The 14,269-nt window shown below is 61.9% G+C and carries 14 protein-coding genes and 1 pseudogene; 9 read left to right on the top strand and 6 right to left on the bottom strand.

Features of this window, described 5'->3' with window-relative positions:
* The 9 genes from E5W87_RS26085 to E5W87_RS26045 all read left to right on the top strand — a co-directional run.
* The coding region (locus E5W87_RS26085) for a Gfo/Idh/MocA family oxidoreductase (protein ID WP_292404213.1) at positions 1 to 955 on the top strand (955 nt) is incomplete at its 5' end.
* A gap of 109 nt (positions 956 to 1,064) precedes the next feature.
* Positions 1,065 to 1,976 carry a dihydrodipicolinate synthase family protein gene (locus tag E5W87_RS26080; protein ID WP_292404210.1) on the top strand — a complete coding sequence of 304 codons (912 nt, stop codon included), beginning with the start codon at positions 1,065 to 1,067 and terminating at the stop codon, positions 1,974 to 1,976.
* 86 nt (positions 1,977 to 2,062) lie between these two features.
* The gene (locus tag E5W87_RS26075; protein ID WP_292404206.1) at positions 2,063 to 3,562 is read left to right on the top strand and encodes an aldehyde dehydrogenase family protein; all 1,500 of its coding nucleotides are present in this window, start codon (positions 2,063 to 2,065) and stop codon (positions 3,560 to 3,562) included.
* Between the two features lie 53 nt (positions 3,563 to 3,615).
* Entirely contained in the window at positions 3,616 to 5,253 is a 1,638-nt protein-coding gene (locus E5W87_RS26070) for a choline dehydrogenase (RefSeq protein WP_292404203.1), read from the top strand.
* Between the two features lie 101 nt (positions 5,254 to 5,354).
* A complete protein-coding gene (locus E5W87_RS26065) occupies positions 5,355 to 6,035 on the top strand; it encodes a GntR family transcriptional regulator (RefSeq protein ID WP_292404200.1) in 681 nt (226 codons plus the stop codon).
* A gap of 256 nt (positions 6,036 to 6,291) precedes the next feature.
* Complete coding sequence (locus E5W87_RS26060) at positions 6,292 to 7,446, top strand: PotD/PotF family extracellular solute-binding protein (protein WP_292404198.1); 1,155 nt, start codon at positions 6,292 to 6,294, stop codon at positions 7,444 to 7,446.
* 82 nt (positions 7,447 to 7,528) lie between these two features.
* Positions 7,529 to 8,407: an ABC transporter permease gene (locus E5W87_RS26055; RefSeq protein WP_292404195.1), complete on the top strand. Its 879-nt coding sequence runs from the start codon at positions 7,529 to 7,531 to the stop codon at positions 8,405 to 8,407.
* Between the two features lie 4 nt (positions 8,408 to 8,411).
* A complete protein-coding gene (locus E5W87_RS26050; RefSeq protein WP_292404193.1) occupies positions 8,412 to 9,200 on the top strand; it encodes an ABC transporter permease in 789 nt (262 codons plus the stop codon).
* A gap of 12 nt (positions 9,201 to 9,212) precedes the next feature.
* The gene (locus E5W87_RS26045) at positions 9,213 to 10,298 is read left to right on the top strand and encodes an ABC transporter ATP-binding protein (protein WP_292404190.1); all 1,086 of its coding nucleotides are present in this window, start codon (positions 9,213 to 9,215) and stop codon (positions 10,296 to 10,298) included.
* 103 nt (positions 10,299 to 10,401) lie between these two features.
* Here the strand turns inward: E5W87_RS26045 and E5W87_RS26040 are convergent, their stop codons facing one another.
* From E5W87_RS26040 to E5W87_RS26015, 6 genes and pseudogenes are all read right to left on the bottom strand, one after another.
* Positions 10,402 to 10,809 (bottom strand): PIN domain-containing protein, encoded by a 408-nt coding sequence (locus E5W87_RS26040; RefSeq protein ID WP_292404187.1) that lies wholly within the window; start codon positions 10,807 to 10,809, stop codon positions 10,402 to 10,404.
* Positions 10,799 to 11,029, bottom strand: coding sequence for an AbrB/MazE/SpoVT family DNA-binding domain-containing protein (locus tag E5W87_RS26035; RefSeq protein ID WP_292404184.1), 231 nt, complete (start codon positions 11,027 to 11,029; stop codon positions 10,799 to 10,801). The genes E5W87_RS26040 and E5W87_RS26035 overlap by 11 nt, the downstream gene beginning before the upstream one ends.
* 69 nt (positions 11,030 to 11,098) lie before the next feature.
* Positions 11,099 to 12,031 carry a nucleoside hydrolase gene (locus tag E5W87_RS26030; RefSeq protein ID WP_292404181.1) on the bottom strand — a complete coding sequence of 311 codons (933 nt, stop codon included), beginning with the start codon at positions 12,029 to 12,031 and terminating at the stop codon, positions 11,099 to 11,101.
* Between the two features lie 11 nt (positions 12,032 to 12,042).
* Complete coding sequence (locus E5W87_RS26025) at positions 12,043 to 13,056, bottom strand: nucleoside hydrolase (protein ID WP_292404178.1); 1,014 nt, start codon at positions 13,054 to 13,056, stop codon at positions 12,043 to 12,045.
* A 30-nt stretch (positions 13,057 to 13,086) separates the two neighbouring features.
* Positions 13,087 to 14,055 carry an ABC transporter permease gene (locus E5W87_RS26020; RefSeq protein WP_292404175.1) on the bottom strand — a complete coding sequence of 323 codons (969 nt, stop codon included), beginning with the start codon at positions 14,053 to 14,055 and terminating at the stop codon, positions 13,087 to 13,089.
* Positions 14,043 to 14,269, bottom strand: a pseudogene (locus E5W87_RS26015) (ABC transporter permease); the annotation flags it as partial. The gene E5W87_RS26020 and the pseudogene E5W87_RS26015, both read right to left, overlap by 13 nt.

The following is a 14,269-nucleotide window of genomic DNA, read 5'->3' as shown; positions in this document are numbered from 1 at the left end:
GCCGGATGCGGAATTGGTGGCGGTCGTCAGCAGGAGTGCTGCCCGCGGATGTGCGTTCGCCGGCGATCTCGGGATACCGGTATCCACGACAAGCCTCAAATCGCTTCTCGCCGAAACCGCGATCGACGCAGTCTACGTCTCGACCAACAATGCCAGGCATCGCGACGACACGCTCGAGGCTGCGGCGGCGGGCCTGCACGTGCTTTGCGAAAAGCCGCTCGGGCTGACGCTGTATGATGCCGTCGAGATGGCCAGGGCCTGCGACCGCGCCGGTGTCGTCCTGGCGACGAACCATCATATGCGTGGCGCGGCGACGCACAGGGCCATTCGCGACCTGGTGCAAACAGGCCAGATCGGCCGGCCGCTTGCCGCGCGTGTGATGTATTGTGAATACCTGCCCAAGGAATTGCAGACCTGGCGCACGAAGGACAAGGAACAGGGCGGGGTCATCTACGACCTGACCGTGCACAATGTCGACGTTCTGCGCTTCGTCCTTGCGGACGAACCGGTCGAGGTCATGTCGATGAAGGCGAGCAGCCTGATCGGCGAGAATGGCGTCGAGGACCAGGTGCAATCCATCGTAAACTTCGCTTCCGGGTTGATTGCCTACATGCATGAGGGCCAGGTCTTCGCCCATCACGAGACCGCGCTTGAGATCCATGGCACCGAAGGGTCGATCTATGGCCGGGGCGTCCTGGATGAGGCGCCGTCCGGTCGGGTCTATCTTCGCCGCGGCACCGAGATGACGGAAATCCCGGTCGAGCCCGCCAACCTCTACGCCGCCACGATCGCCCAGTTCGACGCGGCAGTGCTTCATGGCGAACGTCCGGCGGCGACGGGTTGGGACGGCGTCGCCTCGCTGGCAACGGCACTGGCGGTCAGACGCTCGGCGCAAGAGGGGGTGCGTGTGTCCGTGCCGCGCTTCGAGGGAAATCCGCCCGTTCCAGTGGCGTGACATGCCCGTATAGGCGCTGCCGCAAGGTCGATTTCATTGTGGACTTTCAAACAGAATATTGTAGATTGGATACATTATTGCGAAAGCGAGTCCAAGGAGAGACCAGACGATGACGCATTGGCAGGGGGTGTTCCCGGCGGTTACGACCAAGCTCGACCAGGACGGTTCGATCAATCTCGAAGCGACGCAGGCGAGCATCAACCGCCTCATCGACAATGGCGTTTCCGGCATCATCGTGCTGCCGATGCTGGGCGAGAACGCCTCGCTGCTGCCGCAGGAGAAGGAAGCCGTCATCCGGGCAGCAAAGGAAGCCGTTGCCGGCCGCGTTCCGCTTCTCTCCGGCCTTGCCGAGATTTCGACCGCCGGCGCGGCCGCGAGCGCCCGCAAGTTCCAGGATTACGGCGCCGAAGGCCTGATGGTGTTTCCGAGCCTCGGCTACAAGACCGACCCGCGCGAGACGGCCGAATGGTACAAGGCGATCGCCGGCGCCAGCGACCTGCCGATCATGATTTACAACAACCCGATCGCCTATGGCGTCGACATCACGCCCGACGTCCTCAAGGTGCTGGCGGATTGCCCGACCATCGTGGCGGTCAAGGAAGAGACCGGTGACGTGCGCCGGGTCACCGACATGTTCATCGCACTGGACAGCCGCTTCGATATCTTCTGCGGCGTCGACGACCAGATCGTCGAGAGCATGTCGCTCGGCGCGACGGGCTGGGTTTCGGGCATGACCAATGCCTGGCCGAAGGAGTGCGTTGAGATCTTCAACCTGTGCGCATCCGGGAATTTTGCCGGCGCGCGCGACCTCTATCGCATCATGACGCCGTCCTTCCATCTCGATACGCATGTGAAGCTCGTTCAATACATCAAAATGGCCGAGTACCTCGTCTACGGCGCGCCCGAATGGACCCGGGCGCCGCGGCTGCCGCTGGTCGGCGAGGAGCGCGAGCGCGTCGTTGTCACGATCAAGGCGACGATCGAGCAGCTCAAGCAAACGCAATCACGCCGGGCTGCCTGATCCCGCAAGGATGTCGGGCCGAGGGGCACGCGTCGTCGGCTGCGCTTCGAAAGCCGCAGCCGATGGATGTGTCAGGGATGGATCGTATGGATAAAGTTCCAATGTTCGGCGTGTCCGACCTGAAGCAGACGCGCGATACGGCACGGCGACTGGACACGTCCTGGATCGGCGATGGGTTTTCCCGTGACGGCGGCTCCGAGGTCAGAAACATCATGTCTCCCTTCGATGGGGAAACGATCAGCGAAGTCGCCTTTGCCAGCGAGAAGCAGGTGGATCTCGCCGTGCAGACCGCCCGCGCGGCGCTGAAGGCGGATTGGGGCACGATGGGACACGAAGGACGCGCGGCGTTGATCCGGGCGCTGGCGGACGCCGTCGAAAAGAATCGGCTCGAATTGGCGCTTCTCGAAAGCCTCGACGTCGGCAAACCGATCCTGCATTCCTATAATGACGATGTGCCGGCGACGGTCGGCGTGCTGCGCTGGTATGCCAGCCTGACCGAAACCGCCTACGATCTCAGCCCTGCCCGTCGCAATGGCATGCTCAGCCAGATCGTGCGCGAGCCGCAAGGCGTGGTCGGCATCGTCCTGCCCTGGAATTATCCGCTGACCACGCTGGCGCTGAAGATCGGCCCGGCGCTGGCCGCCGGCAACACGGTGGTCTGCAAGCCGGCCGATGATACGCCGCTCACCACGCTGCGGCTGGCCGAGTTGGCGATCGAAGCGGGTTTCCCGGCTGGCGTCATCAACGTTGTACCCGGCACCGGCGCGGTTGCCGGAAAGGCGCTGGGCCTGCATGGCGACGTTTCAGCGATCAATTTCACCGGTTCGACCGCCACGGGGCGGCGCTTCCTGCACTATTCGGCCGATTCGAATTTGAAGGAAATTTCGCTGGAGTGCGGCGGCAAGAATCCCGCGATCATTCTGCCTGATGTCAAATCGCTCGATCGTTTCGCGGATGACATTTCGACCGGCTTCCTGATGAATTCCGGCCAGCTCTGTTCATCCATATCGAGGGTTCTCGCGCCGCGCGCGCTGGAAGCTGATCTTCGCGGCATGCTCGCCGCGAAGATGAAGGAATGGCCGATCGGCGATCCGTTCGATCCGGCCACGCGCATCGGTCCGCTGGTCAGCGACGCCCATGCGGCCAAGGTCAATCGCGCCGTCGATAACGAGAAGCGGCATAACAATGATCTCAGCGTGTCGGCTGCAGAAATCACCGGCACCTCGCCACGCCTGGTCGAGCCGGTCGTGTTTTTCAATGTCGCCGAAAGCGCCGAGGCCTGGAGGGAAGAGGTCTTCGGCCCGGTTCTCTCCGTCAGGTTCTACGACGATCTCGGCAGCGCGATCCGCAGCGCCAATGACACGCAATACGGCCTGAGTGCTTATGTCTTCGGCGAGAGTCCAGACGCAATTCACGCGGCATCGGCCACGCTCGACGCGGGGTTCGTGGCGATCAACGCCTTTTGCGAGGGCGACTTCACGACTCCGTTCGGCGGCTTCAAGACGTCCGGCTTCGGCGGCAAGGACAAAGGCATTCATTCGCTCGACCAGTATTCCCGGACCAAAAGCATCTGGTGGGCGACATAGGAACTCAGCCTGGCCGAAACATCCAGTCAGGTGCAAGTGAAGGTAAGTTCGACATGGCTTCCAAGGCGTATGACTATATCGTCGTCGGGGCGGGTGCCGCCGGTTCGATCGTCGCCGCCAGGCTAGGCGAGGACAAGAGCGTTCGAGTGCTGGTGCTGGAGGCCGGCCCGAGCGACAATTCCATCTACGTGCGCATGCCGGCGGCCATGTCCTACCCGCTGACCGACCAGCGCCGGACCTGGAGTTTCGAGACGGGACCGGAGGCCGCGCTCGGCGGGCGCATGGTCACGCATGTCAGGGGCAAGATGCTGGGCGGCTCCGGGTCGCTCAACGGCATGGTCTATGTCCGCGGCAATCCGCGTGACTTCGACGGGTGGGCGCAGGACGGTCTGCCGGATTGGTCGTATGCGCACTGCCTGCCTTACTTCAAGAGGCTGGAAACCTACGACAAGGGCGCCAATGCCTATCGGGGCGGCGATGGCCCCATCGCGATCACGACGCTCAAAGGCGATCTGCCGGTATTCACAGCGTTTCTCGAGGCTGGTCAACAGGCCGGTCATCCACTCAATCCCGACTACAATGCCTATCGCCAGGAAGGCGTCCATATCTACCAGGCGAATATCGACAGGGGCGTGCGGGCGAGCGGCGGCAGGGCCTATCTCAGGCCGGCAATCCGCAAGGGCAATGTCGAGCTGAAGCTGAATGCGCTGGTTCACCGGGTCAATTTCGACGGCAAGCGCGCGGTCGGCGTTACCTACGAGGCGGATGGTGCGACCCATACCGTCGAGGCAGGGCGCGAGGTGGTGCTGTGCGGCGGTGCCTTCAATTCGCCGCAGCTTTTGCTGCTGTCGGGCGTCGGTCGCCCAGACGAACTGGGTAGTCTGGGTATCAAGTCGGTCGCGGACGTGCCCGGTGTCGGCAAGGGGTTGGTCGACCATGTTGCCGTTTCGGTGCGTTACAGGGCATCGCGTCGCGGCGTCTCGCCCGCCATGGACCTGAACATGTTCAAGATGGGCCTGATCGGCGCGCAATGGCTGTTCATGCGCTCCGGGCTCGGCGTGACAAATCTTTGGGAGGTCGGCACGTTCTTCAGAAGCAATGCGGCTGCCGATTACGCCGACATCCAGCACGAGTTTCTGCCAATGCTGGGCGAACTCATGCACGGCAAGGTCAACATCGAGGAGGGGTTCCAATACCAGACCTGCCTGATGCGGCCGAAGAGCCGAGGCGCCGTTACACTGAAATCGGCTGACCCACGGATGCATCCGTCGATCATTTCCAACTACCTCGCGCATCCGCAGGACCAGCGGGATCTGATCGACGGCGTGCGCCATACCGACGAGATCATCCAGCAACGCGCCTGGGACGGCATGCGCGGGCAAGCCCTGACGCCTGGGCTCAGAACGATGCCCGATTGCGAAGTGCTTGCCTGGCTAAAGGAAAACCTCGGCACGCAGTACCACCCATGCTCGACGTGCCGTATGGGCGTCGACGACATGGCGGTCGTCGACGCCGACGGTAAGGTGCACGAGACCGAGGGATTGCGTGTCATCGATGCGTCGGTCATGCCGCGTATCACCAGCGGCAATTTACACTGCCCGACCATGATGATTGCGGAAAAGCTTGTCGACCGCGTGCGCGGCCACTCGCCGCTGCCGCCAGAGACGGTTGATTATGCGGATGGGCGTTGATCGATGGGAAACGGAAGCTCGATTGCAAAGCCGACATTGGACCAGAATGAAATATTGGATACGATCCTGCGACAAGTAGAACGATTCTGAAAGCGCCTGCCATGCCGACACCGCCCAAGCCTTTGTTGCAGCGCCAGACCGTAACCGCGATGGTGGCGGAATATATAGCCGCCAAAATTATCGGTGGCGACTATCCTGGCGGCCATCAGATTCGCCAGGAGGCGATAGCGGCCGAGTTGGGCGTCAGCCGGATTCCGGTGCGCGAGGCGCTTCTGCAACTGGAAGCCGAGGGCCTTGTCGTCATCAGGACGCATCGCGGCGCAGTCGTCTCCGATCTATCGGCTGACGATGCGATCGACCTGTTCGACGCGCGGCTTCTGCTGGAACCCTTCCTCGTCAAAAAGGCCATAGCGCGCCTCTCCAATCAGGACATCGCCAATGTCGAGCGAGCGCTTCGTGACTACGAGGCTGCTATCGTCAGGGGCGATCCGAAGGAGCTCAGCCGCCTCAACTGGGCCTTTCACACCGCGCTGCTCGAACCGTCGATGCGACCGCGTTCAATGGCGGTGCTACAAACGCTCTACAGTTCGGCGGATCGCTATCTGCGCCTGCAGATCGAGCCGTTGAAGGCGCAGACCAAAGCGCTGCAGGAGCATCGTGACATCTTTGAAGCCTATCGCCTGCGTGACGCTGTCGAGACATCGAGGCTGCTTAAGAAACATGTCGCCGACGCGGCCGAAGAAATCGTCAGCCAACTGAAGCGGGGCGAAGCCGCCGGCTGATCCTGCTTCAGCCGTATCGGCCTTTTCGTTGCGTCGAAGCCTAGCGCGCATTTTGCCCTGCCGTTCAAACTCGGCTGACGCGAGCGCAGCCGATCTGGGATAGCCGCGACGCCTCCGCAAAATCTTCACGAGACATTCGAAGCCGAGCGGTAGGGGCGAATTCGTTTGACTCTCATGATTATTGTATCCAATATCCTGTAAAGCAAGATTGTCGTAAGGTTGTCGTAAATTGCCATCAAAAAAAGGGGAATTCGCAATGACACGCAAAGCAGGAGACGAGGTCAATTCGGGCTTGTTCACGTCAGCAGTCAGCAGGAGAGCCGTACTAACCGGAATGGCCGGCTTGGGAGGCGGGGCATTCCTGTTGAGGTTGTCCACGCTGCCTGCGCAGGCCGCTGCGGGTGGCGAACTCCAGGTCATGGCCTGGGAAGGCTATGACCTGACCAACGAGCTTTCGGACTGGCGCAAGGCAAACGGCGTGATGGTCGAGGCCACCTCGATCGCCAACCAGGATGACGTGCAGGCAAAATTCGTGGCCGGCAATCCGCCGCCCATCGATCTGGCCGAATACAATCAGGCCTATGCCGATCTCTACATAAGGGAAATGAAGATCGTAAATCCGATCGATATGTCGAAAGTGCCGAACTACAATGCCGACAACCTCTTCGGCCAGTTCTACGACCAGCCGACATGGTTCGCCGACGGGCAACATTGGGGATCGCCCTACATCTGGGGGTTCAACACGATCCTGTTCAATGCCGACACGCTGGTCAAGCCGACATCCTACGCCGACCTGCTCGATCCTTCGCTCAAGGGCAAAATCGCCATCATGGACGACACGGTAAGCTCCTGGCCGGTGGCCGCGCGCGTTGCCGGTTTCGGCGAGAAATATCCGCTGCTGACCAAAGACGAGCTTGGCAAGACCTTCGCGGAATTCTCCAAATATAGGGCTCAGGCGCGCGTCATCGCCCTCAACCAGGGCGAGCTCGTCAATCTCATGGTTTCCGGCGAGGTCGTTGCGGCACTTTGCGCCGATCCCTCGATCATAACGCAGACCGACCAGCAGAACATGAAGATCGAAATGGCCATTCCGAAGGAAGGTCCGATCCTGTGGGTGGACGCCTGGTTCATTCCGATTTCGGCGGACAATATCGAAGCCGCTCACGCCTTCATCAACCAGTCGCTCGATCCCGCGGTGCAGGCCAAGGTCGCCATGGCCGTGGTTCAGGCGCCGGTTTCGAAGAAGGCGGTCACACTGCTCGATGAGAAGTCGCGCAGCCGCATCGATTATGACGCCATGGAGACGATGTTTGCAGCCGGCCTGCCCGGCATTCCACCACGGGCATCCGACACCCATGCTACCTACGACGATTGGGTCGCGGCGTGGCAGGAATTCAAGGCGGGAATGTAGACTTCCCGCGTTTGAGTCGGCTGAATTGAGAGTTGGCTATCGCAGTCATTGCCGATAGCACATTTTGTCCGTGAGAATGTTCATGAAGGCACCGCGCTCTAGCATGGGCAGCCTGCTGGCGGCACCCGCTGTTCTGTACATGGTCGTGTTTTTCGTCGTGCCGAGCCTGATCCTGTTCGTCTACAGTTTCTGGACGGCCGCCTCGTACAAGATCGTGCCGGACTTCGTGTTTTCGAACTACCTGAATTCGCTGATGTCGCCACTATTCTGGACGGTGACGATCAACGCCATCCTGATCGGGCTGGTCACGGCATCGATCACGCTGGTGCTTGCGATCCCGGTCGGCTACTACCTCGTCTATGTCAGCCGCTCGCAGGTCATCCTCTATCTCATCCTGATCACCTGGTTCTCCAGCTATCTTGTGCGCATCTATGCCTGGCGCACCTTGCTTGGTACCAGCGGCGTCCTCAACACCATCCTGCTTCAGGCCGGCATCGTCGACACGCCGGTCGGGGTATTCCTGTTCAGCCGGTTTGCGGTCGCGATCACGCTGATCCACATCTACTTGCCGTTCTGCATCCTGCTGGTGGTGTCGTCGCTCAGCGAGATCAAGAAAGACCTTGTCGACGCCGCGCGCGACCTAGGCGCCTCGCCGCTTGGCGCCTTCTTCCGCATCATCGCGCCCAACGCGGCCAACGGGCTGGTCGGCGCCTTCATGCTGACCTTCGTCATGGTTGCGGGCGACTATGTCACCCCGCAGATGCTGGGCGGCTCGTCGGGCCAAACGACGGGGCTGCTGATCGCCGATCAGTTCCGCAAGACCGGAAACTGGCCCCTCGGTGCCGCTCAGGCCTTCCTGATGTTTCTGGTGTCGATCGCCCTCTACTTCGCGGTGAAGGGGCTTGGGCGTGCAACAGGTCTGATCGTGAAGCGCCGGCCTGCAAAGAAAGTGGGAGCGTAGCGCGGTGATACTCAGAATTGTCGTCTGGTCGATCCTGGCGTTCTTGCTGATGCCGCTGGTGATTATCGTTCTCTTTTCTTTCCATGCGAGCCCTTCGCTATCCTTCCCCTTTGCCGGCTTCAGCCTGCGCTGGTACGCCGATGTGCTTGGCAGCGCCCAGCTAGGCTCGGCACTGGTCAAGAGCCTCGCCGTCGCCGGCTTCACCGCGCTGATCACGCTTGTCCTCGGTGCGGCTGCCTCGCTTGCCTGGCTTCGCCTGGGGCCGGGAGGTCGCGCCTTGCTGGAGGTGCTGTGCCTGACGCCGATCGCGCTTCCAGGCCTCTTCGTCGGCGTCTCACTTCTGGTGCTGTTCGCCCAGGCCCGCGTCCAGCTCTCGACGGTCACCATCGTCATCTCGCATGTGGTGCTGGCCCTGCCGATCCTGATCGTGGCGATGCGCGCCCGGCTTGCGTTGTTCGATCCGTCGCTGGAGGAAGCCTCGCGCGATCTCGGCGCCAGTCAGATGCAGACCTTCGGCAAGGTGACGCTGCCACTGATCGCACCGACATTGATCGCTTCAGCCATATTGGCGTTTGCCGTGTCTTTCGACGAATTCGTCGTGACCTCCTTCGTCGCCGGCACCGAGACGACCTTGCCCATGTATATCTGGTCGATGATGCGCCGCACCGTCACCCCGCTCATCAACGCCATTTCCACGCTTGCTCTCCTGTTCTCGATCGCCATCCTCTTCATGGCCTGGCTCATCGGCCATCTGCGCAGAAGGTCGGCCGTCGCAGGCCGCACCGTGTCATAAGGATCGACAGGCATGACTATCCGTCCGCCGGTGATAGAGATCACTGCTGCCCAAAAAATGTTCGGCTCGTTTCAGGCGCTGAGCGACATATGCCTATCCATCGAACAGGGTGAGATCGTCACCTTGCTTGGCCCCAGCGGCTGCGGCAAGACGACCCTCATGCGGCTCATAGCCGGCTTCGAGACAGTGACTGCCGGCACCGTCAAGATCGACGGCAAGGATTGTGCCGACCAGCCGCCAGAGCGGCGGCCTGTGAACATGGTCTTCCAGCGTTATGCGCTTTTTCCGCATCTCGACGTCTTCGAGAACGTCGCCTTCGGCCTGAAGGTCAAGGGCACGCCCAAGGCGGAAATCCGCGAGCGGGTCCAGCGCATGCTGCATATCGTTCAGCTCGACAGCTTCGCCAACCGCTATATCAACGAGTTGAGCGGCGGCCAGAGCCAGCGCGTGGCGCTCGCCCGGGCGCTCGTCAACGGTCCGAAAGTCCTGCTGCTCGATGAGCCGCTTGCCGCCCTCGATCTGAAGATCCGCCAGCACATGCTGGTCGAGATGAAGCGCATTCACGCCGAGACCGGTGCCACCTTCGTCTACGTCACGCACGATCAGGATGAGGCGATGATCCTCTCCGACCGTGTCGTTCTCATGGAGAAAGGCCGCATCGTTCAGGTCGACCGGCCCGAAATCATGTACGCAGCGCCAAGGTCGCTGTTCGCCGCCAAGTTCCTCGGCGAGACCAATCTGTTCGAGGCGACGATGGCAAGCGACGATGCTTCCGGCATGACTGCCGTCATCGCATCGGGGCTCCGCTTTCACAGTTCTGTCGTTCCCGCCGGCGAATTGCGCGGCAAGGTGATCGTCTCAATCCGACCGGAATCTTTCCGCTTCGCCAGAGACAATGACACCACGCAATCGGCGACCGGGCAGGTCGAGGATGTCATCTTCATCGGCAGCAGATCGTTCTATACCATCTGCCTGGCTGGTGGCTTTCGCGTTCGTGTTCAAATCCAGCGGAGCACGCGCACCAGCCTGCCAAAATCGGGTGAGAAGGCGGAAATTTTCTGGGACTCGGAAAACGTCGTCATCCTTCCGGAAGCCTGATTGCCGGCTGTCGGTCAGATCTTCGGGAAAAGGAAGCCTGCACAGGATGTATGCCGCTGAGGACTGTCACTGACTGGGCAATCAGAGACTCCGGCCCATTCTTTCAGGCACTTGGCCGAAACGGGTTGGCGATACGCAGCCCTTCGTCGAGCGCCATCCCATCTTGCATATCCTCCGACCAAAGTGTGTCGCAGCCAGCGTGAAGCGCTGCGGCGGCGATCATGGCGTCGTAAATGGAAAAACCGTAACGCTCGGCCAGTGCCAGCCCGGTCTCGTGCGTCTCGACGGTAACGGGATGGACGGTCAGCAGGCCACGTAGCGTGGACAGAAAAAGGTGGGTATCTATCCACGACAGCCGCATCTTGCGGCGGGCGACATTGGAGAGCTCGTTGAGAACCTGCACACTGATCGCGCCGCCTGCGGCGATGGCCATCTCCGCCTGGTCGGCTTTTACGGGATCGCCCGACGCGATATAGACAAGAACATTGGTGTCGAAGAAACTACCGGGCATTCGCCTCATCCCGATCGAACTTGAAATCGGCGGGAAGGCGGCCGCGGAAGGCGCGAAGCCGCTTCAGCAATTCGTCGCGCCCAGGTTTGCGCGCGACGCCGAGTCGTCGGGCATCGGCGACATGGATTTCAATCTCATCGCCTTCCCTAAGTTCGAGAGCCTCGACGACAACGGCGGGAAGGCGAATGGCGAGGCTGTTGCCCCATTTGGCGACTTGCATCACACTCTCCTATGGATATACGTCGAGCGATATGTATATCCATAGGCGGCTGAGATCAAGAGACCCAGTCTAATCCCGCAGCAGATCGAACATCAGTTTGAAGAAGCGGTCTGCATCGACCTCGTGCGCGATGCGGGCGTTGTCCTGTTCGCCACGCTCGCCCCAGAAATCGGCAACGGTCGCGCCGAATGCGTAGGTGCCCGACAGATTGACGCCGATATGGGCGGGACGCGTGCGCACCAGCGTCGGGTCGATGGCCAGCGCCAGCACCAGAGGATCGTGCATCGCCCCACCGACGCCCATCGAGTTGCGATGCAGCTTCTCGTAGAACAGCAGCCAGTCGTTGACGAGCCGGCCGAGCGGCGTGTCGATGGTTGCGAGCTCGGCATATTGCGGCGCCTCGATCAGCACCTGCATGGTGACGTCGAGGCCGACCATCAGGATCGGCACACTACTGTCCAGGACGATCTTTAGCGCTTCCGGGTCGCAGAAGGCATTGAACTCGGTCGGCGTGATGATCTCGCTCCTGCGATAGAACACGCCGCCCATCCAGATCAGTTCCTTGATCTTGGGCAGCACGTCGCGATGCTTCAGGATCAGCAGGCCGATATTGGTCAGCGGGCCGGTGGCGACGACCAGGATGGGCTCGGGCGAGGCGCGCAATGTGTCCGCGAGGAAATCGACCGCGTGCTGCTTGACCGGCTTGATCGTTGCCTGCGGCAGGTAGGGGGAGCCTTCCAGGCCGCTTGGCCCGTCGGCGGTGCCAAGCACCAAGGGCCGCGCCAGCGGACGGTGGCAGCCCTGCGCCACCGGAACGTCGCCGGCGCCGATGAATTCGAGGATGCGCAGCGTATTGGCCGTCGTCTTCTCGACCTCGGCGTTGCCGCAGGTCGTGGTGACGCCGAGCAGTTTGATGGCCGGCGAGCGATGCGCCATGACCAGCGCAATGGCGTCGTCGTGACCAGGATCGCAATCGAACAGAATGGGACTTGCAGTGGTCATCGTATCGTTCCTCACGCCGCCCGCTCGTACTGCGCGACGGTCTGTTTGAACATGTCGCGGAAGCGCCGGCCGTCGAGGTCGGTGCAGATGCGCGTGGTCTTCGGTCCGCCGCCGGGCAGCAATTGCCTGCCGCGATAGGCGACGGTCTGTCCGCGCGCGATGCGCCCGTCCAGCACGACGTCGACGAACAGCGGCTCGGTCATCGTGGCAAGGCCCGGATCGAAAGCCAGCGCTACAGTGATCACATCGTCCATCGGGAAGCCGACCAGATCGAAGAATTCGCGCCAGATGTCGATATAGATCGGAAAGCTGTCGGCGATCATCTCGAGAACGGGATTGTCCTTGGCGCCGGCCTGCATGTCCGCGAGGTCGTCGCGCGTCAGCATCGAGGCGGCGACGCGGTTGTCCTCGCAGATGTCGAGCGGCACGAGGATCTTGTCGACATCGGCGTTCAGCACGATGCGCGAGGCCTCCGGGTCGGCCCAGATGTTGTATTCCGACAGCGGCGTGATGTTGCCGGGCGTCTGAAAGTTGCCGCCGAGCACCAGGAGGCGCTTGAGCGCCTCGGTCAGCCGGGGTTCCTGCAGCAGCGCCATCGCCGCGTTGGTCAGCGGGCCGGTCGTCACCAGCGTGATCTCGCCGGGATTGGCCATCACCGTTTCGATGATGAAGTCGACCGCGTGCCCCGGATTTGCCTGGCGCGACGGCTTCGGCGCCGGTGGATTGAATTTCTTCAGGCGCTCGCCGAAGCGCGCCACGAGCCGCTTTTCGAAATGGACCGGCGCTTCCATGTCGGCCTTGGCGTTGCCGACGATCGGCCGCCAGGCGCCGGCGTGAACCGGGATGTCATCACGTCCGGCAAGCGCCAGCGTGTTGAGGACGACATTGGTGACCTGCTCGATCGGGCCGGCCGCGCCCGTCACGGTGGTGACGCCCTCAAGCCGGAGGTTTGGGTTCGCCGCGGCAAACAGCACGGCGAGAATATCGTCGCCGGCAGAATCCACGTCGAGAATTATGCGTTCCATGGAAAGTTCCTTCATGAGGGATGTTTGCCGTCAGGCCCGGGGGTTCTTGTCCACCGACAGCAGCCTTTGCATCGACGCCAGCGTCTCCACGATGATCTTTGGCCGCGCGCGATAGGAGAGCGCGAACAGCGCTGTGAGCGCGACGACGTAGGGGACGGTGAGGACCAGATAGGACGGATAGCCAAATGTCTGCAGGCGCAGCGAGAAGGCATCGGCGAAACCGAACAGCAGACAGCCGGCCAGCACCTTGAGCGGATCGCCGTTGGAGAAGATCAGGATTGCCACGGCCATGAAACCACGGCCCGATGACATGTTTTCGGTGAACATGGTTATGTAGCCGAGCGACAGATGCGCACCGGCCAGCCCCGCCAGCAATCCGCACAGCAGCGAGGCGGTGTAACGGACGCGCGTGATCGGGATGCCGAGCGCCTCGGCGGCTTCGGGCTTCTCGCCGACGACGCGGATATAAAGCCCGAGCCGGGTGCGGTTATAGAACAGGACCAGCAGCGGCACCGCGATGAAGGCGACATAGACGATCGGCGTGAAGCCGGAGATCAGCGATGCCCATGAGCCGAGAAGGTCGCGGGCGCCGGGCAGCCGGATTTTCGGCAGGCCGACGATACCTTGACCGACGATCGAGCCGCGCGTGCCGAAGATCGCCTTCATCAGCGAGATCGTCATGCCGCCGGCGAGAATGTTGAGCGCCAGCCCGACGACCACTTCATTGGCGCGGAAGCTCACCACCAGAATGGCAAAAACCAGGGCAAAGGCGAGCGCCGCGGCGACGCCGCAGGCGACTCCCAGCAGCGCGGAACCTGTCCAGATCGAGCCGAGGACGGCGAAGAAGGCGCCTGCCAGCATCTGGCCTTCGAGGCCGATGTTGAAGATGCCGGCCTTGGTGGTGAACGAGCCGCCGAGCGCGACCAGAAGAATGGGCGCGGTGGTGCGAAGCGTCGCGGCGATCAGCGCGACGTTGACGAGCTTGTCTAGAATTTCCATCGCCGCTCCCCTGCCTGGCTGTCGCCGCGGCGCCTGACCAGAACCTGCGCCGACACGCTGAGGATGATGAGAGCCTGGATCACGGTGATGATCTCGCGCGACGCGCCGGTATCGACCTCGAGCAGCAGCGATCCATTGCGAAGGGCGCCGAAGAACAGCGCGGTGAAGATGGTGGCGACCGGCGAGCCATTGGCGAGCAAGGCGGCGATCAGCC

The sequence above is a fragment of the Mesorhizobium sp. genome, from assembly GCF_004962925.1.
Taxonomy (GTDB): domain Bacteria; phylum Pseudomonadota; class Alphaproteobacteria; order Rhizobiales; family Rhizobiaceae; genus Mesorhizobium.
The sequence above is the reverse complement of the archived record's forward strand: the minus strand, read 5'-3'. Positions and strand labels throughout refer to the sequence as shown.

What these genes read in the sequence shown, in the direction of transcription:
- E5W87_RS26045 (WP_292404190.1), top strand. Translation starts at nt 9,213, where the DNA reads ATGACTATCCGTCCGCCGGTGATAGAGATCACTGCTGCCCAAAAAATG.
- E5W87_RS26060 (WP_292404198.1), top strand. Translation starts at nt 6,292, where the DNA reads ATGACACGCAAAGCAGGAGACGAGGTCAATTCGGGCTTGTTCACGTCA.
- E5W87_RS26040 (WP_292404187.1), bottom strand. Translation starts at nt 10,809, where the DNA reads ATGCCCGGTAGTTTCTTCGACACCAATGTTCTTGTCTATATCGCGTCG.
- E5W87_RS26055 (WP_292404195.1), top strand. Translation starts at nt 7,529, where the DNA reads ATGAAGGCACCGCGCTCTAGCATGGGCAGCCTGCTGGCGGCACCCGCT.
- E5W87_RS26075 (WP_292404206.1), top strand. Translation starts at nt 2,063, where the DNA reads ATGGATAAAGTTCCAATGTTCGGCGTGTCCGACCTGAAGCAGACGCGC.
- E5W87_RS26020 (WP_292404175.1), bottom strand. Translation starts at nt 14,055, where the DNA reads ATGGAAATTCTAGACAAGCTCGTCAACGTCGCGCTGATCGCCGCGACG.
- E5W87_RS26035 (WP_292404184.1), bottom strand. Translation starts at nt 11,029, where the DNA reads ATGCAAGTCGCCAAATGGGGCAACAGCCTCGCCATTCGCCTTCCCGCC.
- E5W87_RS26070 (WP_292404203.1), top strand. Translation starts at nt 3,616, where the DNA reads ATGGCTTCCAAGGCGTATGACTATATCGTCGTCGGGGCGGGTGCCGCC.
- E5W87_RS26025 (WP_292404178.1), bottom strand. Translation starts at nt 13,056, where the DNA reads ATGGAACGCATAATTCTCGACGTGGATTCTGCCGGCGACGATATTCTC.
- E5W87_RS26030 (WP_292404181.1), bottom strand. Translation starts at nt 12,031, where the DNA reads ATGACCACTGCAAGTCCCATTCTGTTCGATTGCGATCCTGGTCACGAC.
- E5W87_RS26065 (WP_292404200.1), top strand. Translation starts at nt 5,355, where the DNA reads ATGCCGACACCGCCCAAGCCTTTGTTGCAGCGCCAGACCGTAACCGCG.
- E5W87_RS26080 (WP_292404210.1), top strand. Translation starts at nt 1,065, where the DNA reads ATGACGCATTGGCAGGGGGTGTTCCCGGCGGTTACGACCAAGCTCGAC.